Origin of the sequence: Pseudomonas sp. CFBP13508 (genome assembly GCF_005233515.1) — a bacterium.
Classification (GTDB): Bacteria; Pseudomonadota; Gammaproteobacteria; order Pseudomonadales; family Pseudomonadaceae; genus Aquipseudomonas; species Aquipseudomonas mercuritolerans.
On sequence record NZ_QFZZ01000005.1, the window covers coordinates 117129 to 140050 of the forward strand.

Sequence of the window (22922 nt, forward strand, 5' to 3'; positions counted from 1 at the left end):
GATCTGACGCTTTCGCGAGCAGGCTCGCTCCCACAGGGGAATTTTCACAAGGCGATTTAGTGCGCCTGGCCGTGCCAAGGCACCAGTCTGCGCTGCAATGCGCGCAAGCCCATTTCCATGGCGAAGGCGATCAGGGCGATGACCAGAATCCCCAGCACCACCACGTCGGTGACCAGAAATTGCGCCGCCGACTGCACCATGAAGCCCAGGCCACTGGTGGCCGCGATCAGTTCAGCGGCGACCAGCGTCGACCAGCCAACCCCCAAACCAATGCGCACGCCGGTGAGAATGTCCGGCAGAGCGCTCGGCAAAACCACATGGCGAATCAACTGTGCGCGCGTCGCGCCCAACGACTGCGCCGCGCGCAGTTTTGCTGGATCAACCGTGCGCACACCCGTCGCGGTGGCAATTGCAATCGGCGCGAAAATCGCCAGATAGATCAGTAGCACTTTCGACAACTCGCCGATCCCGCACCAGATCACGATCAGCGGCAGATACGCCAGCGGCGGGATCGGGCGGTAGAACTCGATCAGCGGATCGAGTACACCGCGAGCGATGCGGTTGACGCCGATGGCAATGCCCACCGGCACGGCGGTCAGGATGGCGAAAAAGAGTCCAAGGCCGATGCGGCTGAGGCTGGCGCCGAGGTGCTGCCACAAAGTCGAATCCATGTATCCGGAAGTCGCCAGCAACCAGCCCTTTTGCAGCACGGCGGAGGGGGGCGGCAAGAACAGCGGTTCGATCAGGCCGGTCGCGGTCACCGCCCACCAGATCGTCAACAGGCCGAACAGGGTCAGCAGGCTGATCCAGCGAGTGCTGAGGCTGCGGCGCACGGGGATTTTCACCGAAGGCGTTTTCACCGCCGCAGCGGAAACGTCGTAACTGCTCATGCGCGCTCCTGCCGGGGTACGGCGCTGCGTTGCGAGAAGACTTTGCTCAGCACGTGTTCGCGGGTTTCGATAAAGCGCGGATCGGATTTGATCGCGCGGGCCGATTCACCTGCGGCGTATCGCTGACCGAAATCCAGGTGCAGACGCTCGACGATCTGCCCCGGATTCGGCGCCAGCAGAATCAGGTCCGTGGCGAGGAACACTGCCTCTTCAATGTCGTGGGTAATCAGGAAAACCGGCTTGGCGGTGCGCTGCCAGACTTGCAGCAGCAGCTCCTGCATCTGTTCTCGAGTGAATGCATCAAGCGCACCGAAAGGCTCGTCCATCAGCAACACGCGCGGGTCGGCGGCGAGGGCGCGGGCGAGGCCGACGCGTTGTTTCTGGCCGCCGGACAATTGCCAGATGCGCCGGTCTTCGAAGCCGGCGAGATCGACCAGCGCGAGCATTTCCCGGGCGATTTTTTCCCGCTGGTCCTTGCCGACACCGGCCAGCTCGAGGCCGAAGGCAACGTTGGCCAGCACGTCCTGCCAGGGCAGCAAGGCGTCGTCCTGAAACACTACGCCTCGTTCGGCGCTCGGGCCTTTGACCGGCACGCCGTCGAGGGTGATGCGCCCGGCACTCGGTTCGACGAAGCCGGCAATCAGGTTCAACAGCGAAGTCTTGCCACTGCCGGACGGGCCGAGGGCGACCAGCAACTGCTGCGGCCCCAGGGTCAGAGAAATATCCGCCAGCACCGGCTCGGGGCTGCCCGGGTACTGTGCGCTGATGCGCTCCAGCTGTAGCAAGGCCATCGCGGTTATCTCCGATCAGTTGGTGATGTATTTGGCGCTGACGTAAGGCGCGTAGTCCGGCAGCACGGCTTCGACCTTGCCTTGCTCCTTGAGGAACGCGGCGGTGTCGGTGATGGCTTTGGTGGTCGGCGCGCCGAGGTCACTGACCTGATCCGCCGCCAGCGGGTAGACGTTGCCCTGCAGCAGCAGCGGAATGTCGCTGGCCTTGGCACCGGAGAGCTTCACCAGTTTGTCGACGTTGGCTTGATCGGCGAGCCAGGCTTTCGGGTCTTTGCGGTAATCGGCGTAGGCGTCGAGGGTGACCTTGGCGAACGCGGTGACGATTTCCGGGTGCTTCTCGGCGAAGTCTTTGCGCACGATCCACGCATCGAAGGTCGGCGCGCCGAACTTGGCGAGCTCGCCGGAGGTGATCAGCACTTTGCCGTTTTCCTTGGCCACGCCCAGCGCCGGGTCCCACACGTAAGTGGCGTCGATGTCACCGCGTTTCCACGCGGCAATGATCGCTGGCGGCGCGAGGTTGAGCACGGTGACTTTCGACGGATCAATGTTCCAGTGCTTGAGCGCGGCGAGCAGGCTGTAGTGCCCGGTGGACACAAACGGCACGGCGATTTTCTTGCCGATCAGATCCTGCGGGGTCTTGATGCCGGAGCCGTCACGGGCGACCAGTGCTTCGGCGGCGCCGATCTGAGTGGCGATGAGGAAAGTTTCGACCGGGACTTTGCGGGTGATCGCGGCGGTCAGCGGACTTGAACCGAGGTAGCCGATCTGCACATCGCCGGAAGCGATAGCGGCAATGATGTCGGCACCGTTATCGAATTTGCGCCAACTGATGTCGGCCTTGGTGGCTTTTTCATAAGCGCCGTCGGCCTGAGCGACTTTCGCTGGGTCAACGGTGGTTTGGTAGGCGACGGTGAGGTCGGCGGCCTGAGCCAGAAAACTCGCGGCAGCCAGAGAGGCTACGGCGAGCAGGCGAAGCGGGAAATTCAGTTTCATTGAAGAGCTCCATATCAGGCGACCGAGCGTCGGCGTGAAAGGAGACTAAATGATCTAAGAATCGGTAAATAAATAACTTTTTAGAATGAGCTTATGAGCGGAAAAATCTAAGGCGCGGGGGATTGTGGATAATTTGGATCTTGCGTTCGACGTTCGATCTTTGCCCCCTCACCCCAGCCCTCTCCCCCAAGGGGGCGAGGGGGAAAGGGGGCCGATCTCTGTGCTTTTCAAGGCCTGAGTTCGGCTCGGTATTTCAGGTCGGCGTACTTCGCATCAACAACCCGGTCAGTCCCCTCTCCCTCTGGGAGAGGGCTAGGGTGAGGGGCTCTTCAGTTGCTGATCGCGAGGATGCTCGCCTGATACGAACCGACAAACACGTCAAAATCCCCCACCTCGTTCTGCTCCAGCTCAGCCTGCGCTGCCAGCGACGTACGCGCCAACTCCTCAAACTTCGCCTGCTCATCCGCCGCCAGTGGCTCGCTACGGAAAAACTCTGCATGCGCCTGACTCTGACGCAACGAGAACTGCGCAAAGCTTTCCTTGTGCTCAGCCATCGCCGCCAACACCTGCGCGGACGGTGTCAGGGACGGATCACTGACCTTGGCCAGTTGCGCATCCAAAGCCTTGCTGTGGGCATCGCCGCCAACGCTCTGATCGAGCATCGCCGCCAGCGGAGCAATCTGCTCGAGCAGTTCGGCCGCCCACTGCTTCATCTCGACCGGCTCACCATCACGCTGCAATTGCAGGCCCGGACGGCGACCTTCTTTCACGACACTGAGGAAGTTCGATGTGGCATTGCCGCACGACGTGTTGGTCAGCAACGGACTGTCGTTGAGCGCGCAATACAGCAGGAACGCGTCGATGAAGCGCGATTCGGTGAGGTCGATGCCCATCGGCAGGAACGGGTTGATGTCCAGGCAGCGCACTTCGACGTACTGGATGCCGCGCGCCATCAACGCCTGGATCGGCCGCTCGCCGGTGTAGGTCACGCGTTTCGGGCGGATGTTGGAGTAGTACTCGTTTTCGATCTGCAGGATGTTGGTGTTGAGCTGCACCCACTCGCCATCCTTGTGCGTGCCGACTTCGACGTATGGTGCGTAGGGCGTGGCCACCGCTTCGCGCAGGCTGTCGGTGTAGCTCGCCAGGTCGTTGTAGCACGGTGTCAGGCCGGCCTGGGCGTTGCTCTGATAACCGAGATCGCTCATGCGCAGGCTGGTCGCGTACGGCAGATAGAGGGTGTCCGGATCGAGCTGTTCGAGCTGATGCGAACGCCCGCGCAGGAAACCGGCGTCCAGCGCCGGCGAGGCACCGAACAGGTACATCAGCAGCCAGCTGAAACGGCGGAAGTTGCGGATCAGCGCGATGTAGGACACCGACTGGAAATCGCGATCGGTGCCGACGAAACCTTCGGCTTCGCGCAGCAATGGCCAGAGCTGTTCCGGCAGGGAAAAGTTGTAGTGAATCCCGGCAATGCACTGCATAGTCTTGCCGTAACGCAGGGCCAGGCCCTTGCGATAGACGTACTTGAGCTGACCGATGTTGGAGGTGCCGTAATAAGCGATCGGGATGTCTTCCTCGGCCGGCAGCGGGCACGGCATCGATGGACTCCACAGGTACTCGTTGCCGAGTTTGCTGTAGGCAAAACGATGAATCTTGTCCAGGCTCGCCAGCGTATCGGCAGGATCCGGCAGGGCAGGCGTGATGAATTCCAGCAGCGACTCGGAGTAGTCGGTGGTGATCTGTTCGTTGGTCAGCGCGGAACCCAGGGCTTCGGGGTGCGGCGTTTGCGCCAGGCGACCTTCACTGGTCACGCGCAGGCATTCACGTTCGATACCGTGCAGGCACTGCTTGAGCAGAGAGAGGTTAGCGCGCTCGCCGAGCAGAGCCAGGCGGCGGTTGAGAAGTTCGCTCAATTTGGATTCCTTCACGCGTCAGTCGCCCCAATATGGGGGTGGGCAGGACGGTCTACAAGGGTGAAGTTGAAACTGGCGTTATCGCCTGGTTTGTAGCGGCAGGCCATTTGCCGGTCAGTCAAGAACTGCACAATCCCTGTGGGAGCGAGCCTGCTCGCGAAGAGGGTTTTGCAGTCAATTTCATCGTCGACTGACACACCGTCTTCGCGAGCAGGCTCGCTTCCACAGGATTCATTGCGCCGAAATTAACTCAAAATGATGAGCAACATCTACAGGACAGCGAAGGTGCCTTGCGCTTTTGCGACCAGTTTGTCGCCCTGCATCACCTCGGCTTCGACCACCAGCGTGCGCCGGCCCGGGTGGATCACCCGCGCCGTGCACAGCACCTCGCCCTCGGAAACGGCGCGGATGTAGTTGATCTTGCATTCGATGGTCGCACTCTGCTGATCGAAGCCATGGCTGCTGGAGCAGGCCAGGCCCATGGCAATGTCGACCAGACTGAACAGCGCGCCGCCGTGCAGTTTGCCGCCGCGGTTGCGCAGCTCGGGCTCAAGCGCCAGGGCGACTTGCGCCACCCCGGTTTCGAGGCTGTGCAGGCGGCAGCCCAACAGCTTGAAAAACGCGCTCTCGACGAGCCCGGCCGGCATGTCCATCAGCGTTTCTTCAACTGTTTGGCGTTGGCGAACAGCGAGGCCATCGCGTTGTTCACCGGCGCGGCGGTAGCGGTTTCCTTGCGCGGCGCGTTGCCCGAAGACTGGCGCGGTGCCGAGCCCGGACGCGAGCCACGGGCGCCGTCGATTTTCTCGCCGGGAGTGTCGCTCATGCGCATCGACAGGCCGACGCGTTTGCGCGGAATGTCGACTTCCATGACCTTCACTTTCACCACGTCACCGGCCTTGACCGCTTCGCGTGGGTCCTTGATGAACTTCTCCGACAGCGCCGAAATGTGCACCAGACCGTCCTGATGCACGCCGATGTCGACGAACGCACCGAACGCCGTAACGTTGGTGACGACGCCTTCAAGGATCATCCCCAGTTGCAGGTCCTTGAGGTCCTCGACGCCTTCCTGGAATTCGGCAGTCTTGAACTCCGGACGTGGATCGCGACCGGGTTTTTCCAGTTCTTGAAGGATGTCGGTGACGGTCGGCAGACCGAAGGTTTCGTCGGTGAACTTCTTCGGATCCAGGCGCTTGAGGAACGCGGCATCGCCGATCAGCGAGCGGATGTCGCGGTCGGTTTCAGCGGCAATGCGCTGCACCAGCGGATAGGCTTCCGGGTGCACCGCCGAGGAATCCAGCGGGTTATCGCCGTTCATTACGCGCAAGAAACCGGCGGCCTGTTCGAAGGTTTTCTCGCCCAGACGCGCAACTTTCTTCAACGCCGCACGAGTCTTGAACGCACCGTGTTCGTCACGGTGAGCAACGATGTTCTGCGCCAGCGTTGCGTTGAGGCCGGAGATTCGCGCCAGCAAGGCCACGGAGGCAGTGTTCACATCCACGCCCACGGCGTTCACGCAGTCCTCGACCACGGCGTCCAGACCGCGCGCCAGTTTCAGCTGCGAGACGTCGTGCTGGTACTGGCCGACGCCGATGGATTTCGGATCGATCTTCACCAGCTCGGCCAGCGGATCCTGCAGGCGACGGGCGATCGATACGGCGCCACGGATCGACACGTCCAGATCCGGGAATTCCTTGGCCGCCAGTTCCGAGGCCGAGTACACCGAGGCGCCGGCTTCGGAAACCATGACCTTGGTCATCTTCATCGCTGGGTATTTTTTGATCAGCTCGATCGCCAGCTTGTCGGTCTCGCGGCTGGCAGTGCCGTTGCCGATGGCGATCAGGTCCACCGAATGCTTGGCGCATAGAGCGGCGAGGATGGCGATGGTCTGATCCCATTTGTTGTGCGGCACGTGCGGGTAAACCGTGGCGTGGTCGAGCAGCTTGCCGGTGGAGTCGACCACGGCCACCTTGCAGCCGGTACGCAGGCCCGGGTCGAGGCCCAGGGTCGCGCGCGGGCCGGCCGGAGCGGCCAGCAGCAGGTCGTGCAGGTTGTGCGCGAACACGTTGATTGCTTCGGTTTCGGCGCCATCGCGCAACTCGCCGAGCAGGTCGGTTTCCAGGTGGGTGTAGAGCTTGACCTTCCAGGTCCAGCGCACCACTTCACCGAGCCATTTGTCCGCCGGGCGGTTCTGGTTCTGGATGCCGAACTGCTGAGCGATCATGCCTTCGCACGGGTGCATGGTGCCGGGCAGCTCATCGCCGACTTTCAGCGCGGAGCTGAGAATGCCTTCGTTGCGGCCACGGAAAATGGCGAGGGCGCGGTGCGACGGCATGCTTTTCAGCGGCTCATCGTGTTCGAAGTAATCGCGGAACTTGGCGCCTTCCTCTTCCTTGCCAGCGATAACGCGGGCACTGAGGATCGCTTCCTGTTTGAGGAAATTACGCAGCTTTTCCAGCAGGCTGGCGTCTTCGGCGAAGCGCTCCATGAGGATGTACTTGGCGCCTTCCAGTGCAGCCTTCACATCGGCCACGCCTTTTTCGGCGTCGACGAAGCGCGCGGCTTCGGTCTCCGGCGACAGGTTCGGGTCGTTGAACAAGCCGTCGGCCAGTTCGCCAAGGCCGGCTTCGAGGGCGATCTGGCCCTTGGTCCGGCGCTTCTGCTTGTACGGCAGGTACAAGTCTTCGAGACGGGTTTTGGTGTCGGCGAGCTTGATGTCGCGCTCGAGGGCAGGGGTGAGTTTGCCTTGCTCCTCGATGCTGGCGAGGATGCTGATGCGCCGTTCGTCGAGTTCTCGCAGGTAGCGCAGGCGCTCTTCCAGATGACGCAACTGGGTGTCATCGAGGCTGCCGGTGACTTCTTTCCGGTAACGGGCGATGAAGGGGACGGTAGAACCTTCATCGAGTAGCGCGACGGCCGCTTCGACCTGTTGTGGGCGTACGCCGAGTTCCTCGGCAATGCGGCTGTTGATGCTGTCCATAAAACCACCTGACATAGTTTGAAAGCAGGCTCACAGGCGCGCAGATAAAGGCCTGGAGGCTGATTGAGCGGCTGGAAAATTGCCGCTGCCTGGATCAAGAGGCTGCCCATTGACCCGTGAAATCGAACAGTTGCTGCACAGGGCCGGAAAAAATACCGGCCACTTACGGTAACGATTCAGACGTTGCCTGGCGCAAAACGCCGCGCATTATAACCAGCGTTCTGTCATTCGGGGGCGTCGCAGCCTGTAGGCATAAACCCCGGTTTTCTGGCAGTGAAGGAAAAATCTGCTAACAATGCACACGGTGCGTATAACGGCAGCTACGCCATAATGCGCGCCGAGCTAAAAGGAGCATCCAATGAGCAGCACTGCACAAACGGCTGAAGGCGAAAAAATTCTAATCGTTGATGACGATCCGGGGCTGAGCAGCCTGCTGGAGCGTTTCTTCGTCAGCAAGGGCTACCGTGCCCGTACCGTTCCGAACACCGAGCAGATGGACCGTCTGCTGGCGCGTGAAGTGTTCAATCTGGTCGTCCTCGACCTGATGCTGCCGGGCGAAGACGGCCTGACCGCTTGCCGCCGCCTGCGTGGCGCGAACAACCAGATTCCGATCATCATGCTCACCGCCAAGGGCGATGAGCTGAGCCGTATCAAGGGCCTTGAACTGGGCGCCGACGATTACCTGGCCAAGCCGTTCAACCCGGACGAGCTGATGGCGCGGGTCAAAGCGGTATTGCGCCGTCAGGCCGCACCGGTACCGGGCGCACCGGGCAGCGAAGACGAAAACGTCACGTTCGGAGATTACGTGTTGTCGCTGGCGACCCGCGAGCTCAAGCGCGGCGAGGAAGTGCACATGCTCACCACCGGTGAGTTCGCGGTACTCAAGGCGTTGGTGATGAACGCGCGTCAGCCACTGACCCGCGACAAACTGATGAACCTGGCCCGTGGTCGCGAATGGGATGCGCTGGAGCGCTCCATCGACGTGCAGATCTCGCGTCTGCGCCGGATGATCGAACCCGATCCGTCGAAACCGCGCTACATCCAGACCGTCTGGGGCGTGGGTTACGTGTTCGTACCGGATGGCACCGCCACCAAGTGATCGGTGATTTGTAGGAGCGGGTCTGCAAGGCTCTGGTCGCACGGCCATTGCCACAGACTCGCAATCCGCAATATGCGAGCATTGCTCGCTCCTGCAAGTGTGTAGCGGTTAAAGATGAAAACCCCCGTCTGGTTCCCCCAAAGTTTTTTCTCCCGCACCCTCTGGCTGGTGCTGATCGTCGTGCTGTTTTCCAAGGCGCTGACCCTGGTTTATCTGTTGATGAACGAGGACGTGCTGGTGGATCGCCAATACAGCCATGGTGTCGCTCTGACGCTACGTGCCTATTGGGCCGCCGATGAAGAAAACCGCGCAAAAATTGCCGATGCTGCGACCCTGATTCGTGTGGTCGGCGCCGGTGTGCCGGAAGGCGAGCAGCACTGGCCGTACAGCGAAATCTACCAACGTCAGATGCAGGCGGAACTGGGTGCCGACACCGAGGTGCGTTTGCGCATGCATTCGCCGCCGGCACTGTGGGTGAGGGCACCGAGCCTGGGCGATGGCTGGCTCAAAGTGCCGTTGTATCCACATCCGTTGCGCGGGCAGAAGATCTGGAACGTGCTCGGCTGGTTCCTCGCCATCGGCCTGTTGTCCACAGCGTCGGCATGGATTTTCGTCAGCCAGCTCAACCAGCCGTTGAAGCGCCTGGTGTATGCCGCGCGGCAACTTGGCCAAGGCCGCAGCGTGCGCCTGCCGATCAGCGACACACCCAGCGAAATGACCGAGGTTTATCGCGCCTTCAACCAGATGGCCGAGGACGTTGAACAGGCCGGACGCGAGCGCGAGCTGATGCTGGCCGGGGTTTCCCACGACTTGCGCACACCGCTGACGCGCTTGCGCCTGTCGCTGGAACTGATGGGCGATCACACCGACCTTACCGACGACATGGTCCGCGACATCGAGGACATGGACGCGATTCTCGACCAGTTCCTCGCGTTCATCCGTGACGGTCGCGACGAGTCGGTGGAAGAAGTCGACCTCAGCGATCTGGTGCGCGAAGTCGCCGCGCCGTACAACCAGAACGAAGAGAAAGTGCGCCTGCGCCTGGAACCGATCCAGCCGTTTCCGCTGCGTCGAGTGTCGATGAAACGCCTGCTCAACAACCTGATCGGCAACGCCTTGAACCATGCCGGCACCGGTGTTGAAGTGGCGGCTTATGTGTCCGGCGATACCAGCGCGCCGTATGTGGTCCTGAGCGTGATGGACCGTGGCGCGGGGATTGATCCGTCCGAGCTTGAGGCAATCTTCAACCCGTTTACCCGAGGTGATCGGGCACGGGGCGGCAAAGGCACCGGGCTGGGGCTGGCGATCGTCAAACGGATTGCGGCGATGCATGGCGGCAATGTCGAATTGCGTAACCGGTCCGGGGGTGGACTTGAGGCCCGCGTGAGATTGCCGCTGGGGTTGATGTTGCCCCGAGATGCGGTTTAGAAGCAGCTACAAGCTGCAAGCTGCAAGCTACAAGCAAGAGCGCTTTTCACTTGCCGCTTGAAGCTTGCCGCTAGCAGCTGCTTCTCTACCCCTTGCCCTTGGTGCGGGTCATATTTGGCCCGCCATTCTTTTCAAGATGCTCGATGATGATCCCGGCGACATTCTTGCCAGTGGTGGTCTCGATGCCTTCCAGTCCCGGCGACGAGTTTACTTCCATCACCAGCGGCCCGTGATTGGAACGCAGGATATCCACACCCGCCACTGCCAGCCCCATGACCTTGGCAGCGCGTAACGCGGTCATGCGTTCTTCCGGGGTGATCTTGATCAGGCTGGCGCTGCCGCCGCGATGCAGGTTGGAACGAAATTCTCCCGGTTTGGCCTGGCGCTTCATTGCCGCGATCACCTTGTCGCCGACCACGAAGCAGCGGATGTCGGCGCCGCCGGCTTCCTTGATGTATTCCTGGACCATGATGTTCTGCTTCAGGCCCATGAACGCCTCGATCACCGACTCTGCCGCCGTGGCTGTTTCGCACAGCACCACGCCAATGCCCTGGGTGCCTTCGAGCACTTTGATCACCAGCGGTGCGCCGTTGACCATGGCGATCAGGTCGGGAATGTCGTCCGGCGAGTGGGCAAAACCGGTGACCGGCAAACCGATGCCGCGCCGCGACAGCAGCTGCAGTGAACGCAATTTGTCCCGCGAGCGGGCAATGGCCACCGACTCGTTGAGCGGGAACACGCCCATCATTTCGAACTGACGCAACACCGCGCAGCCGTAGAACGTCACCGACGCGCCGATCCGCGGGATCACCGCGTCGAAACCTTCCAGCGGTTTGCCGCGGTAATGGATCTGCGGCTTGTGGCTGGCAATGTTCATGTAGGCGCGCAAGGTGTCGATCACCACCATTTCATGCCCGCGCTCGATTCCGGCTTCGACCAGACGGCGGGTGGAATACAGACGCGGATTACGCGACAGCACAGCGATCTTCATGCAACACCTGTGGAGGAGGTAGATACCGGGAACACCGGCTTGTCTTGTACATACTTGATGCCCGGATTGACCACCAACTGGCCATCGATCAGGGCTTTGGAACCGAGCAACAGGCGATAGCGCATGGACTTGCGGCAGGCCAGGGTGAACTCCACCGGCCAGACCCGATCACCCAGGGCCAGCGTGGTGCTGATCACGTAGCGCACCTGCGCATGGCCGTTGGAGCTTTTGATGGTTTTGCGTGTGACCAGCGGGGCTTCGCAGCGCCGGTGACGCAACTGCACCACCGTGCCGAGATGCGCAGTAAAGCGCACCCATTTCTCGCCGTCGCGTTCGAACGGTTCGATATCTGTGGCGTGCAAACTGGAGGTGCTGGCGCCGGTGTCGATTTTGGCGCGCAGGCCCGCGACTCCCAGGCCCGGGAGCGCCACCCACTCGCGCAGACCGACAACGGTCAAATGATCAAATGTCTTCAAGGAAAAAAACCAAGGGTTAACGCTTCCAGGCCTCGTCCGGCACCTGGGCCAACGCTTTGAATGCAGGTCTGGCGAACCAGTAGCCCTGCATCAGAAATATTCCACAGTCCGCAAGGAAATCCCGTTCCCCGGCGCTTTCTATGCCTTCGGCAATGACTGTAACGTCCAACTCCGCACACATTGTGACAATCCCCCGCACGATCACCTGACGGACACGGTCCTGGTCAACATCGCGGATCAGCGCCATGTCGAGTTTGATCAGGTCCGGTTGGAAATCAGCCAGCAGATTGAGCCCCGAATAGCCGGCACCGAAATCGTCGATGGCGGTCTTGAAGCCGAATTCGCGGTATTCACGCAGAATATTGGTCAAATGGCGATAATTATCTACGTGCTCAATTTCCAGGGTTTCGAAAATCAGCCGGTCGATCGGAAAGTTGTGTTTTCGTGCGGCCTCCAGTGTGCTGCGAATGCATAGCTCTGGACGGTAGACGGCGTTGGGCAAAAAGTTGATCGACAAGTGTGTCTGCATATTAAGACTGGCCGCACCTTCGATGGCGCGAGTCCGGCAGAGCTGGTCGAAGCGGTAGCGGTTGTCTTCTGTAACCTGATTTAACACGGACAGCGCACCCTCACCGGCCACGCCTCGCACCAGCGCTTCGTGGGCGAATACCGATTGGTCGCGCAGGTCGACAATTGGCTGATAGGCGAAGGCAAAATCGAAGTCCAGCGGCTCGCTCTGCTGACAGCCCTGGCAACCGCCCTTGGGTGAGGTCAATGAAGTCGGAAATTTTGTCACTCGGTCACTCCAGGCCGGTCAGGCGGCGAAGATCACAGTCTATCTGGTGGGCCGGGTTCTTGCGCCCGACAGAAACGGTAGTACAGTTCCGACTACTGGCTGAGCGAGGAATTCATATGGGACAGAAGCAGGAGGAGGACGACAAAGTCCGTCTCGATAAGTGGTTATGGGCGGCGCGTTTCTATAAGACCCGGGCCTTGGCCAAAGCGGCGATTGAAAGTGGCAAGGTGCACTGTCGCGGCGAACGCTGCAAACCGGGCAAGGAGCCGCGCATTGGCGATGAGTTCGAGATTCGCACCGGCTTCGAAGTGCGTACGGTGAGGGTGGAAGCTTTGTCGATCGTGCGTCGTGGCGCGCCCGAGGCGCAGACCTTGTATGCCGAGACCGAAGCGAGTATTGCCAAGCGTGAAGCAGCTGCGGCGATGCGCAAGGCAGGGTCGTTGGGCGTGAGCACCGATGGCAAGCCGAGCAAGAAGCAGCGGCGGGATCTGTTCAAATTTCGCGGTAGCAACGACGAGTAAAAAGATCGCAGCCTGCGGCAGGTCCTACAGTTGGAATGCGATCCCTGTAGGAGCTGCCGAAGGCTGCGATCTTTTCGAGGCTCCACCATTTACCGGGCGGAAATTACACTCATCCGCGACACCATCGGCAGCTTGCCCAGCAACGCGAAAATCGGCGCGGTCAGCTTCAACCAGAGGTTCGACGCGTGATAGGCAAACGGCGTGTAGTAACCCCAGCCCAACGCCCACACCGCCAGCAGCAAGCCGCCGATGTAGTCGTCCTGACCCCAATGCGCGCCAGCCACCAGGCGCGGCATCATGAACAGCACTGCCAGACCCCAGACCGTCAAGAACTGCCCGATCGTGCGACTGAAGACGCCCATGAACAGAGCCCAGATCAACAGCACCGAAGCATGATCACCGGGGAAGCTCTGGCCCGAACGGTCCTTCAGCTCCCAGGTTTTTTCCAGGTGCGGAAAGTAATCGCTGATGTGCACGGCGCCCTCAAGCACCATTGACGGGCTGCTGTGCTGCCAGCCCATGTGATCGGCAAATTTGGAAAACAGCGCGCGGATCAACACCATCAGTAACAGTATCGAGAAAAAACCGAAGAACGCGCGACGCACGTCGATCGCCCTGAAGACCCAGTCGCCCTTGATCAGCAGCGTCAACAGAATCAGTCCGACGACGATGTCGAACGGGCGCAGACTTGCAATTGCCCAGATGTGGAGCCATATCGGGTTGCTGGCCAGCGGTGCATTCAGCGAGCGGAACAGCCACTCGTCGAAAATCACACACAGCATCTGACCCGTAGGCCATAACCAGAAAGCCAGTAGCGCCAACGGCACTACGTTACACAGAACCAGCCGGCCGAGGTTCCACCTTGATTGGAACAAACCCGGATTGTTCATAAAATGCCTCCCATGGCGAAAAAGCGCCGGCCCCAAAAAAAGTGCCAGCAAGCGCAAATTTTCACGTTTTGTAACCATTTTGTCATCACATTCAGATACCCAGACCTATGACCGACTTAGCGGATACCGATTTCACTCAACGCTTCATCTTCGATGACAGCGACACTCGCGGCGAACTGGTAGCGCTGGAGCGCAGCTACGCCGAAGTCCTCGCCAAACACCCGTACCCGGAGCCGGTCGCGCAGTTGCTCGGCGAGTTGATGGCGGCTGCCTCGTTGCTGGTTGGCACTCTGAAGTTCGATGGCTTGCTGATCTTGCAGGCACGCTCGGAAGGGCCGATCCCATTGCTGATGATCGAATGCTCCAGCGAGCGTGAGATCCGTGGCCTGGCGCGTTACGACCCCGAGCAGATCGCCGCAGACGCCACCCTCAGCGATCTGATGCCGAACGGCGTTCTGGCCCTCACCGTCGATCCGACCGTTGGCCAGCGCTATCAGGGCATTGTCGATCTCGACGGCGAAACACTGTCCGATTGCTTCACCAACTATTTCGTCATGTCGCAGCAAGTCGGCACGCGCTTCAAGCTGTTCGCCGACGGCCGTCGCGCACGTGGCATGTTGCTGCAACAACTCCCCGCCGATCGCCTGAAAGATGAAGAAGATCGCGCCGCTAGCTGGCAGCACATCACCGCGCTGGCCGGCACTCTGGGCGCCGATGAGCTGCTGAGCCTGGACAACGAAACCGTGCTGCACCGCCTCTATCACGAGGAGCAGGTGCGCCTGTTCGATGTGCAGCATCTGCGCTTCAGTTGCAGCTGCTCTCGGGAACGCTCCGGCAATGCGCTGGTCAGTCTTGGGCTGGAAGATGCGCTGGCGCTGGCAGCCGAGCAGGGCGGAAAAGTCGAGATTGATTGCCAGTTCTGCAATCAGCAGTACCTGTTCGACGCGGCTGATATCGCTCAACTGTTCGCTGGCGCGGGCGTCGATACGCCGTCAGATACCCGTCACTAAAACGGTTCAGCGCAGGTAAATTCACTGCGCAATGACGGAATATCGCCGTTACGACGGGAGGACCCTACTCTTTTTGGGCTTTTCTGGCATAATCCGGCCCACTTTTTTCGCGGTAGTAGTGCACGACTTTCTACTACAAAACGTTTGGAGCACACTCGGCCACTGGCCGACGGGGAACCTCATGACGCAAGCCAATAACGCCGTGTACACCGATCTGAGTGTTGATGATCTGGTAAAAGAAGCCCTGAATCGCGGTGAAGGCGAGCTTGCCGATACCGGCGCTCTGGTTGTTCGCACCGGTCACCGCACCGGCCGTTCGCCAGTCGACCGTTTCATCGTTGAAGAGCCTTCCACCCAGGCCGCTATTGCCTGGGGCCCGATCAACCGCAAGTTCCCGGCCGACAAGTTCGATGCCCTGTGGGCTCGCGTCGAGGCCTTCAACAACGCGCAAGAGCACTTCGTTTCCCACGTGCATGTAGGTGCGGCGGAAGATCACTACCTGGCCGTGAAAATGACCACGCAGACTGCCTGGCAGAACCTGTTCGGTCGTTGCCTGTTCATCAACCCGGCCCAGTACAACCCGGCTGGCCGTGAAGAATGGCAAGTGCTCAACGTCGCCAACTTCGAGTGCGTGCCTGAGCGTGACGGCACCAACTCCGACGGTTGCGTGATCATCAACTTCGCGCAGAAGAAAGTGCTGATCGCCGGCATGCGTTACGCCGGTGAGATGAAGAAAGCCATGTTCTCGGTGCAGAACTTCCTGCTGCCAGCCGCTGACGTGCTGCCAATGCACTGCGCTGCCAACATCGGCGAAGACGGCGACGTGACCCTGTTCTTCGGTCTGTCGGGCACCGGTAAAACCACCCTGTCGGCCGACGAAAGCCGTTACCTGATCGGTGACGACGAACACGGCTGGGGCGAGGGTGTGGTGTTCAACATCGAAGGCGGTTGCTACGCCAAGTGCATCGACCTCTCCGAGAAGAACGAGCCGGTCATCTGGAAAGCCATCAAGCACGGCGCGGTGCTGGAAAACGTGGTTATCGACGACGCCAAGCACGCCGACTACGCCGATGTCAGCCTGACCCAGAACAGCCGCGCCGCCTACCCGCTGGAGCACGTTGCCAAGCGTTCCGAGAAGAACCTGGGTGGCGAGCCAAACGCAGTGATCTTCCTGACCTGCGACCTGACCGGCGTACTGCCGCCGGTGTCGATCCTCAACGAAGAACAAGCGGCCTACCACTTCCTGTCCGGCTACACCGCGCTGGTGGGCTCGACTGAAATGGGTTCGGGCAGCGGCATCAAGTCGACCTTCTCCACCTGCTTCGGCGCACCGTTCTTCCCGCGTCCGGCTGGCGAATACGCCGAACTGCTGATCAAGCGCATCCGCGGCTTCGGCTCCAAGGTCTATCTGGTCAACACTGGCTGGACCGGCGGCGGCTACGGCGTCGGCCAACGCTTCAACATCCCGACCACCCGCGCAGTGATCGCCGCGATCCAGAGCGGCGCACTGATCGGTGCCGCCACCGAGCACCTCGACACCATCAACCTCGACGTGCCACTGGCCGTTCCGGGCGTCGACACCAACCTGCTCAACCCACGCAACACCTGGGCTGACAAGGCAGCGTACGACGAGGCAGCGAAAGCACTGGCCGGTCTGTTCATCGAGAACTTCAAGAAGTTCGAAGTGAGCGACGCGATCAAGGCGGCTGGGCCGAAGTTGTAAGTAGCGGTTTGCAGTGAATAAAAAACCGCCCTTTGGGGGCGGTTTTTTATTTCCGATCTGAAATGCAGCTTGGTTGGACTCAAAGACGTGGCTTGCCCTGGCTATGTGTCAATCAGCCAGTGCACTCAGCACATGGACAGGATCGTTATGAATGGCCTTGAGTAGTGCTTTGGCCGGGCCAGTCGGCTGACGACGACCTTGCTCCCAATTGCGTAACGTTCCCAATTGGACATCGATCAAGGCTGCGAACTTTGCCTGCGTCATTCCCGTCGCTTTGCGAATCTGTTTAACCTGTAATGCATCCACATGGAATTCGCGGGACGGCTTTTTTTCACCCCGAAGAATCTCATCCATTTCCTGCACGCTTTCCATCAGCTCATCAAAAAACTTGCTCATGGTTACCTCCAGTTTCCAATCATGGCCTTCAGTGCTTTCCGTTCGTCATGGGTAAGATCCTGCTGCTCGTTTTTTGGATAAATCATCAACAACGCGATCTGTGATGCTGAAACGAAGTGGTAGTAGATAACCCGTGCGCCACCCCGTTTTCCATGGCCTTTGGAGGCGACTCGTGCTTTACGCACCCCGCCGGTTCCTTCGATTACATCGCCAATAGACGGGTTTGCGACCAACTGCTTTTGAAAGGTGGCGTAGGCATCGTCGTCCAGTAACTCTCTTACTCGGCGGGTGAAGACTGAAGTCTCAATAAAAATCATGGTCAATGTACGCCAGTGACTTACTTTCAGGCAATGCTGAAGTGTTGATAACGATGACTGGTGCCTGGTCGCCGACAGATGATGGCGGCGATCAGGCTGCTCGCCTTAGGCAGGGGCTTTCCAGTTGAGCATCTGTGTCTGCGCGACTTGCAGCAGCTCGCAGCCGTCCTGTCAGCAGGTACAGAGCGTGGGTGATGTGGGTGTCGCTGATCAAAGCAGCGACACCCACGACTATAGGTTCGCACCACCACCTCGCGATAGCCGACAAGGCATCGCGTGAAGTAGGAACGGGACGAACAAAGCGCCAGACGTTGCTACCGATTGTTCAACGCCTTTCAACGCAGATGCTGGTAACCGGAAATATCCAGCAGGCTTGTGGTCAGTCCGGTTGCCGGGCGGTAGATCGTGCCTTTGACTGCTGAAAACGGCACGCCTTTGCTGCCCAGCGAGACAGAGCGCTCGCCTTTGTCCAGCTCGGTGAAATAGGTGTAGGACTGGCTGTGCATCTTCTTGTAGCGGGCCTCGTCGCTGACGATGGCGCCAGTGAGGCGCAGCAGATCGGCATCGGTCAGATTGAGGGTTTTGCTCAGCGGCACGCCCCAGCGCTTGAGGCAGGTCTCGGCGAGATGGCGAACGATGCGGCCGGGTTCGATCAGCGCGTTGAGGTCGCTGCTGTTGATGGGCTCGCCGCCGAGCGCCGTGGCGTTGCCAGCGAGGGTGGCGTGGCGGCCGGCCATTGGATAGATCGAGGTTTTGGTGCCAGTGGCGGTTTGCGGGATCACGCAGCTGAAGCCTTTTGAGCGCTCGTCGCGGGCATAGAACGCGATGTATTCCTTGACGTTGGATTGGAGTTTGACGCGGTTTTCCTGAAAGTTGCCGATGCCCGGAACTGGATCAATGGCAAAGATGTTCACCGGAATATGTTTGAGTGCAGGATCCTTGTACATTGCATTGGCGAGCATATGGCAACTGATGCCGCCCCGACTCCAGCCGACCAGATTGACTGTGGTTGGAATAATACCGTCCTTGCGGAAAGTCTTGATGATCTGTTCCTGTAACTTTTGTTGGGTGATACTGCGGTCGCCATAGTTGTATTTGCGCCAGAGCCACGAGCCCTCGACTTTTACATCGTCAATGGGAATGCCGGCGCTTTTGAGTCGGTTATATTCCTTCTCGGTCAGTTGTTGCCGTTGCCAGTCGCACTTGCCTTTGATGATATTCACAGCGTGCTGGACGTTTTCCTCCCAGCCTTTACCAAACAGCGTTCCGGATAGCCCGTATTCCTTGGTTTTGGTGAACAGATCATCGGCCTGCAGGTTGCCGCTGCCAGGCCCGTCGACCACGATCCATTCAGCGAACTCACGGCCGGTGTGGTGTGCAGCGAGTGTGGATACAACTTCGCCGTCCCAAAAACTTTTATGATTGATATCGAATTTGTTGGAGCCGGTACCGCAAAAGAAAATGGTTAAAGTTGTCATGCTTTTGCTCTTTCGAGTGAATAAGAGCAGTCACGTTAGTTCCAGTTGGTTGTATTGATAAACGGTTTGGTTGTTTCTGTGTTTGTAAGTTCTCAGAATTGCCTTGATTGTATGGGGCGGTGTTTTTGCAGAGCGCCTGTAGTGCAATTAATATCTGCAACGCGTCAAATCGCTGATCCGATGTATCATTTCGAATCGATTGGATCCCGACCTTTTCTCGACTCGCTGAAATCGCCCGCTAGGCTTTGGGCATGGCAGCAGTCAAAGGAGTGACAGTAAATGCACCACACCCTGGAACAGGTTTTTGGTTATCCACAGTTTCGCCCCGGTCAGGAGGCCGCTGTCAGCGCGGTGCTGGCGGGGCGATCCGCGGCGGCGATCTTTCCCACCGGCTCCGGCAAATCGCTTTGCTATCAGCTGCCGGCGCTTTTACTGCCACACCTGACATTGGTGGTTTCGCCGTTGCTGGCGTTGATGCAGGATCAACTGGCGTTTCTCAAGCGCCACGGTATCTCCGCGGGCAGCATCGATTCGGCACAAAGCCGTGAGGATGCCAACGACGTCATGGCCCGTGCGCGTTCGGGTGAATTGAAGATTCTGATGATTTCCGTCGAGCGTCTGAAAAACGAGCGGTTCCGCAACTTCTTGCAGCAGGTGCCGATCTCGTTGCTGGTAGTCGACGAAGCTCACTGTATCTCGGAATGGGGCCACAACTTTCGGCCCGACTACCTGAAATTGCCGGACTACCAGCGCCAGTTCAACATCCCGCAGGCCTTGCTGCTGACCGCCACGGCGACACCAAAAGTCATCGCCGACATGCAGGCCAAATTCGCCATTGCTCCGGACGATGTAGTGACCACCGGTTTCTATCGGCCCAACCTCAACCTGCTGGTCGAGCCTGTACGCGGTCAGGACAAACGTCGGCGTCTGGTCGAATGGATGAGCGAACGCCCAGGGCAACCGAGCATTGTCTATGTCACGTTGCAGAAGACCGCCGAACACATTGCCGAGCATCTCGAGCGCAACGGTATCCAGGCCGAGGCTTACCACGCAGGTTTACCCCACGATCAGCGTGAAGACATTCAACGCCGCTTCATGGCCGGGCAGTCCAATTGCATTGTCGCCACCATTGCCTTCGGCATGGGCATCGACAAGAGCGACATCCGCAACGTGGTGCATTTCGATCTGCCCAAATCCATCGAAAACTACAGCCAGGAAATCGGCCGTGCCGGACGCGACGGACAGCCCTCCGACTGCCTGGTACTGGCTAACCGCGACAGCCTCAATGTGCTGGAAAACTTCGTCTACGGTGATACGCCCGAGCGCGACGGGATTGGCTATGTGCTCGAAGAGCTCAATGCCTCAGTTCCGGAAGGACAATGGGAGTTTCTGCTTGGGCCACTCTCGGATCAGAGCAATATTCGCTCGTTGCCGTTGAAGACTTTGCTGGTGCAGTTGGAGCTGCGAGGTCTGATTGCGCCGCGTTACGCCTATTACGCTGAGTATCGCTTCAAATATCTGCTTGAGCCTGAAGCATTGCTCCAGCGCTTCGAAGGCGAGCGCAGCGATTTCGTCGCGGCGCTCATCCGGACGTCTACGCGAGCACGCACCTGGGCCACGGTAGATTTCGAGGCGATGTACTCGCAGTATTCCGCCGAGCGCAATCGAGTGGTGACAGCGCTGGATTACTTCCAGGAAAAGGGCTGGGTCGAGCTTGAGAGCAAGCAGATGACCGAGGTCTACAATCTGCTGCAAAGTGATTTTGACAGCGACGCCCTCAGCGCTGAGCTCCACGAGTATTTCACTCGCCATGAACGGACTGAGGTGGCGCGAATTCACGCCATGCTTGACGTGTTCGCCACCGAACGCTGTCTGGGTTATCGCTTGGCCGAGTATTTCGGAGATCACAATGCCCCTCAGCGATGCGGCCATTGTTCGGTATGTCATGGCCGGGTTGCGCGGTTGCCTGAGCCGCCAGTGTTGCCGCCGCTTGTGGATAAAAATTTCGCGCAATTGTGCGGTGAACTTATCCACAGGCATGAGCAGCACACAGGCATGCTTCCGACGGCCGAGCGCCTTACGCGGTTCCTCTGCGGAATCAGCGTGCCGTTGTTCACCAAACTCAAGGCGCGGGCGATACCGGGTTTTGCTGCGTTGGAAGAGTACCCTTACGCGCAGGTACGCGATTGGGCGCAAGAGCACCTCTGACCCCTGTAGGAGCTGCCGAAGGCTGCGATCTTTTGATGTTGATTTTTCATGATCAAAAGATCGCAGCCTTCGTCAGCTCCTACGTCAAGTGTCATCAAGCGGGGACTCTATCCATCCGCTGAATGTCGATCATCACGCTAATAAACTTCAAAAAGCGCTGCTGCCTGACTAAGGTTGGATTCTGTCTTCGGGCCACCCACAAGAGAACAACATGAGCCAGACATCCTTCGATATTCAGCAGGCGGCGGTAATCGGTGCGGGCACCATGGGCCGCGGCATCGTCATGTGTCTGGCCAGTGCCGGCGTGAGCGTGCAGTGGGTGGACAACAATCCACAGATGCTCGAGCAAGCGCTGACAACGGTCGCCGAGACGTATGCCCACAACGTGCGCCAGGGCCGCATTGATCAGGCCGAGGCGGATGCGCGAATGGCTCGCGTATCTGCAGCGGCGGATTACGCGGCGATCCGCAACGTCGATCTGGTGATCGAAGCGGTGTACGAGAACCTCGAGCTGAAGCAGAAGATCTTTCGCGAACTCGATGGCCTGCTCAAACCTGAGGCTCTGCTGGCGAGCAACACCTCGGCACTGGACATCGACGCCATCGCGGCTGCGACCCGGCGCCCGGCACAGGTGCTGGGTCTGCACTTCTTCAGCCCGGCGCACATCATGAAACTGCTGGAAATCGTGCGAGGTGCGCAGACCTCGCCAGCGGCGCTGGAGGCAGCGCTGGCGCTCGGCAAACGCATGGGCAAGGTCAGCGTGGTGTCGGGCAACTGCCACGGTTTCATCGGCAATCGCATGCTGCATCCGTATGTACTTGAAGCGCGCAAGATGCTCCTCGAGGGCGCTTATCCACACCAGATTGACGCCGCGCTGCAAGGCTTCGGCTTCGCCATGGGGCCGTTTCGCATGTACGACGTGGTCGGCATCGATCTGGAGTGGCGTGCTCGGGAGCTCGCTGGTAAAGGGCAGGATGCGCCGCAGGTTCAGATCGATAACCGTCTGTGCGAAATGGGCCGGTTCGGGCAGAAGTCTGGTAACGGCTACTACCACTATGAGCCGGGCAGTCGCCAGGCCGAGCATGATCCCGAGGTCGATGTATTGGTGCTGCGGGTCAGTGAAGAGCTGGGTTTCCAGCGTCGCGACATCGGTGCTGAAGAAATACTTGAGCGTTGTTTGCTGGCGCTGGTCAATGAGGGCGCGAAGATCCTGCAGGAAGGCATCGCCGGCTCGGCCCATGACATCGATCTGGTGTATTTGAACGGTTATGGTTTTCCAGCAGAGAAGGGCGGGCCAATGGCCTGGGCAGATCAGCAAGGGCTGGCGGATATTCATCAGCGTTTGCTGGCGCTGGAGACGCGCCAGGGCGACCAGTGGAAGCCGGCGCGGTTGATTGGCGAGCTGGCGGCGCAGGGGAAGGGGTTTGCTGATCGCTGACACTTGTCGGCCGTGCTGACGTCTTCGCGAGCAGGCTCGCTCTCACAGACTATCGCGTTTCAATGTGGGAGCGAGCCTGCTCGCGAAAGCTGTGCCGATATTTTGAATTAGCAAATAGCCTTGGGAATCCCTGATCAATGTCCAACCCGACACCACAGCGCACCGACTATCCCCACTTCCAGCCCATCACCACACGCTGGCACGACAACGACGCCTACGGTCATGTCAACAACGTCACCTACTACAGCTTCTTCGACACGGCGGTGAACACCTACCTGATTCAGGTCGGTGGCCTGGATATTCATGACGCGAAGTGGTGGGATTCGTGGTCAGTTCGGCCTGCGATTACTTTGCCTCGATCGCTTTTCCGGATTTGATCGAGATCGGGCTGCGGGTCGGCAAGCTGGGCAACAGTTCGGTGCAATACGAACTGGCTGTGTTCAAGGTTGGCGAAAGCGAGGCGTGTGCGGCGGGACGGTTCGTGCATGTGTTTGTCGATCGGGCTACCAATCAGCCGGTGCCGATTCCGGCAGGTTTGCGTGGGACGCTGGAGCGGCTGGTGATCTAGACGCGCAAAAAAAATCGCA

The 22922-nt window shown here is 59.5% G+C and carries 20 protein-coding genes and 1 pseudogene; 8 read left to right on the forward strand and 13 right to left on the reverse strand.

All coding sequences use genetic code 11. The features are described 5' to 3' along the window. Positions 1-56: 56 nt before the first annotated feature. From tauC to PspCFBP13508_RS15740, 6 genes are all read right to left on the reverse strand, one after another. Entirely contained in the window at positions 57-890 is an 834-nt protein-coding gene (gene tauC, locus PspCFBP13508_RS15710) for a taurine ABC transporter permease TauC (RefSeq protein WP_137215060.1), read from the reverse strand. Continuing rightward, on the reverse strand, positions 887-1681 hold the full coding sequence (gene tauB / locus PspCFBP13508_RS15715) for a taurine ABC transporter ATP-binding subunit (RefSeq protein WP_137215061.1): 795 nt from the start codon (positions 1679-1681) through the stop codon (positions 887-889). The genes tauC and tauB overlap by 4 nt, the downstream gene beginning before the upstream one ends. Positions 1682-1696: 15 nt before the next feature. Further along, positions 1697-2674: a taurine ABC transporter substrate-binding protein gene (gene tauA, locus PspCFBP13508_RS15720; protein ID WP_137215062.1), complete on the reverse strand. Its 978-nt coding sequence runs from the start codon at positions 2672-2674 to the stop codon at positions 1697-1699. A gap of 329 nt (positions 2675-3003) precedes the next feature. After that, the gene (gene gshA, locus PspCFBP13508_RS15725; protein WP_137215063.1) at positions 3004-4587 is read right to left on the reverse strand and encodes a glutamate--cysteine ligase; all 1584 of its coding nucleotides are present in this window, start codon (positions 4585-4587) and stop codon (positions 3004-3006) included. A gap of 269 nt (positions 4588-4856) precedes the next feature. Further along, positions 4857-5240, reverse strand: coding sequence for a PaaI family thioesterase (locus PspCFBP13508_RS15735; RefSeq protein ID WP_071174065.1), 384 nt, complete (start codon positions 5238-5240; stop codon positions 4857-4859). Continuing rightward, positions 5240-7564, reverse strand: a complete 2325-nt coding sequence (locus tag PspCFBP13508_RS15740) for a Tex family protein (RefSeq protein ID WP_056787091.1) — start codon at positions 7562-7564, stop codon at positions 5240-5242. Before PspCFBP13508_RS15740 ends, PspCFBP13508_RS15735 begins: the two co-directional genes overlap by 1 nt. Positions 7565-7922: 358 nt before the next feature. Here PspCFBP13508_RS15740 and ompR point away from each other — a divergent pair, with 358 nt between their 5' ends. Beyond that, the gene (ompR, locus tag PspCFBP13508_RS15745) at positions 7923-8663 is read left to right on the forward strand and encodes a two-component system response regulator OmpR (RefSeq protein ID WP_137215064.1); all 741 of its coding nucleotides are present in this window, start codon (positions 7923-7925) and stop codon (positions 8661-8663) included. Between the two features lie 114 nt (positions 8664-8777). Beyond that, the gene (locus tag PspCFBP13508_RS15750; protein WP_016770645.1) at positions 8778-10091 is read left to right on the forward strand and encodes an ATP-binding protein; all 1314 of its coding nucleotides are present in this window, start codon (positions 8778-8780) and stop codon (positions 10089-10091) included. Between the two features lie 85 nt (positions 10092-10176). On the opposite strand, the gene rimK is transcribed toward PspCFBP13508_RS15750, so the two are convergent. Genes rimK through PspCFBP13508_RS15765 form a run of 3 tightly spaced genes read right to left on the reverse strand, consistent with a single transcriptional unit; the run spans position 10177 to position 12354 of the window. Next, entirely contained in the window at positions 10177-11082 is a 906-nt protein-coding gene (rimK, locus tag PspCFBP13508_RS15755) for a 30S ribosomal protein S6--L-glutamate ligase (protein ID WP_024011184.1), read from the reverse strand. Then, on the reverse strand, positions 11079-11540 hold the full coding sequence (locus PspCFBP13508_RS15760) for an ATP-dependent zinc protease (RefSeq protein WP_172667902.1): 462 nt from the start codon (positions 11538-11540) through the stop codon (positions 11079-11081). The genes rimK and PspCFBP13508_RS15760 overlap by 4 nt, the downstream gene beginning before the upstream one ends. Before the next feature lie 34 nt (positions 11541-11574). After that, positions 11575-12354, reverse strand: a complete 780-nt coding sequence (locus PspCFBP13508_RS15765; protein WP_122881279.1) for an EAL domain-containing protein — start codon at positions 12352-12354, stop codon at positions 11575-11577. Between the two features lie 116 nt (positions 12355-12470). Between PspCFBP13508_RS15765 and PspCFBP13508_RS15770 the strand changes: the two genes are divergently transcribed. Further along, positions 12471-12875 (forward strand): S4 domain-containing protein, encoded by a 405-nt coding sequence (locus PspCFBP13508_RS15770; RefSeq protein WP_122698817.1) that lies wholly within the window; start codon positions 12471-12473, stop codon positions 12873-12875. Between the two features lie 89 nt (positions 12876-12964). Here PspCFBP13508_RS15770 and PspCFBP13508_RS15775 read toward each other — a convergent pair whose 3' ends face one another. Next, positions 12965-13765, reverse strand: a complete 801-nt coding sequence (locus PspCFBP13508_RS15775; RefSeq protein ID WP_137215065.1) for a phosphatase PAP2 family protein — start codon at positions 13763-13765, stop codon at positions 12965-12967. 107 nt (positions 13766-13872) lie between these two features. Here PspCFBP13508_RS15775 and hslO point away from each other — a divergent pair, with 107 nt between their 5' ends. Then, on the forward strand, positions 13873-14775 hold the full coding sequence (gene hslO / locus PspCFBP13508_RS15780) for an Hsp33 family molecular chaperone HslO (RefSeq protein ID WP_137215066.1): 903 nt from the start codon (positions 13873-13875) through the stop codon (positions 14773-14775). 181 nt (positions 14776-14956) lie between these two features. Continuing rightward, a complete protein-coding gene (locus tag PspCFBP13508_RS15785; RefSeq protein ID WP_016772179.1) occupies positions 14957-16498 on the forward strand; it encodes a phosphoenolpyruvate carboxykinase in 1542 nt (513 codons plus the stop codon). 108 nt (positions 16499-16606) lie between these two features. Here the strand turns inward: PspCFBP13508_RS15785 and nadS are convergent, their stop codons facing one another. The 3 genes from nadS to PspCFBP13508_RS15800 all read right to left on the reverse strand — a co-directional run bounded on the left by nadS (position 16607) and on the right by PspCFBP13508_RS15800 (position 18689). Further along, positions 16607-16894, reverse strand: a complete 288-nt coding sequence (gene nadS / locus PspCFBP13508_RS15790) for a NadS family protein (RefSeq protein WP_064363398.1) — start codon at positions 16892-16894, stop codon at positions 16607-16609. A 2-nt stretch (positions 16895-16896) separates the two neighbouring features. Then, positions 16897-17211, reverse strand: a complete 315-nt coding sequence (locus PspCFBP13508_RS15795) for a type II toxin-antitoxin system RelE/ParE family toxin (RefSeq protein ID WP_130910162.1) — start codon at positions 17209-17211, stop codon at positions 16897-16899. Positions 17212-17546: 335 nt separating this feature from the next. Continuing rightward, positions 17547-18689 (reverse strand): hypothetical protein, encoded by a 1143-nt coding sequence (locus PspCFBP13508_RS15800; protein ID WP_137215067.1) that lies wholly within the window; start codon positions 18687-18689, stop codon positions 17547-17549. Positions 18690-18968: 279 nt separating this feature from the next. Here PspCFBP13508_RS15800 and PspCFBP13508_RS15805 point away from each other — a divergent pair, with 279 nt between their 5' ends. The 3 genes and pseudogenes from PspCFBP13508_RS15805 to PspCFBP13508_RS15815 all read left to right on the forward strand — a co-directional run bounded on the left by PspCFBP13508_RS15805 (position 18969) and on the right by PspCFBP13508_RS15815 (position 22903). Next, positions 18969-20897: an ATP-dependent DNA helicase RecQ gene (locus tag PspCFBP13508_RS15805; protein ID WP_137215068.1), complete on the forward strand. Its 1929-nt coding sequence runs from the start codon at positions 18969-18971 to the stop codon at positions 20895-20897. Between the two features lie 211 nt (positions 20898-21108). Beyond that, positions 21109-22335 (forward strand): 3-hydroxyacyl-CoA dehydrogenase, encoded by a 1227-nt coding sequence (locus PspCFBP13508_RS15810; RefSeq protein WP_137215069.1) that lies wholly within the window; start codon positions 21109-21111, stop codon positions 22333-22335. 137 nt (positions 22336-22472) lie between these two features. Then, a pseudogene (locus PspCFBP13508_RS15815) lies at positions 22473-22903 on the forward strand (thioesterase family protein). Positions 22904-22922 lie beyond the last annotated feature (19 nt).

Bases quoted from the DNA above. Each gene is read 5' to 3' on its own strand.
- hslO (WP_137215066.1), top strand. From the start codon at position 13,873: ATGACCGACTTAGCGGATACCGATTTCACTCAACGCTTCATCTTCGAT.
- rimK (WP_024011184.1), bottom strand. From the start codon at position 11,082: ATGAAGATCGCTGTGCTGTCGCGTAATCCGCGTCTGTATTCCACCCGC.
- ompR (WP_137215064.1), top strand. From the start codon at position 7,923: ATGAGCAGCACTGCACAAACGGCTGAAGGCGAAAAAATTCTAATCGTT.
- PspCFBP13508_RS15775 (WP_137215065.1), bottom strand. From the start codon at position 13,765: ATGAACAATCCGGGTTTGTTCCAATCAAGGTGGAACCTCGGCCGGCTG.
- tauC (WP_137215060.1), bottom strand. From the start codon at position 890: ATGAGCAGTTACGACGTTTCCGCTGCGGCGGTGAAAACGCCTTCGGTG.
- PspCFBP13508_RS15735 (WP_071174065.1), bottom strand. From the start codon at position 5,240: ATGGACATGCCGGCCGGGCTCGTCGAGAGCGCGTTTTTCAAGCTGTTG.
- PspCFBP13508_RS15740 (WP_056787091.1), bottom strand. From the start codon at position 7,564: ATGGACAGCATCAACAGCCGCATTGCCGAGGAACTCGGCGTACGCCCA.
- tauB (WP_137215061.1), bottom strand. From the start codon at position 1,681: ATGGCCTTGCTACAGCTGGAGCGCATCAGCGCACAGTACCCGGGCAGC.
- PspCFBP13508_RS15805 (WP_137215068.1), top strand. From the start codon at position 18,969: ATGCACCACACCCTGGAACAGGTTTTTGGTTATCCACAGTTTCGCCCC.
- nadS (WP_064363398.1), bottom strand. From the start codon at position 16,894: ATGAGCAAGTTTTTTGATGAGCTGATGGAAAGCGTGCAGGAAATGGAT.
- PspCFBP13508_RS15750 (WP_016770645.1), top strand. From the start codon at position 8,778: ATGAAAACCCCCGTCTGGTTCCCCCAAAGTTTTTTCTCCCGCACCCTC.
- PspCFBP13508_RS15800 (WP_137215067.1), bottom strand. From the start codon at position 18,689: ATGACAACTTTAACCATTTTCTTTTGCGGTACCGGCTCCAACAAATTC.
- PspCFBP13508_RS15770 (WP_122698817.1), top strand. From the start codon at position 12,471: ATGGGACAGAAGCAGGAGGAGGACGACAAAGTCCGTCTCGATAAGTGG.
- PspCFBP13508_RS15810 (WP_137215069.1), top strand. From the start codon at position 21,109: ATGAGCCAGACATCCTTCGATATTCAGCAGGCGGCGGTAATCGGTGCG.
- PspCFBP13508_RS15795 (WP_130910162.1), bottom strand. From the start codon at position 17,211: ATGATTTTTATTGAGACTTCAGTCTTCACCCGCCGAGTAAGAGAGTTA.
- tauA (WP_137215062.1), bottom strand. From the start codon at position 2,674: ATGAAACTGAATTTCCCGCTTCGCCTGCTCGCCGTAGCCTCTCTGGCT.
- PspCFBP13508_RS15785 (WP_016772179.1), top strand. From the start codon at position 14,957: ATGACGCAAGCCAATAACGCCGTGTACACCGATCTGAGTGTTGATGAT.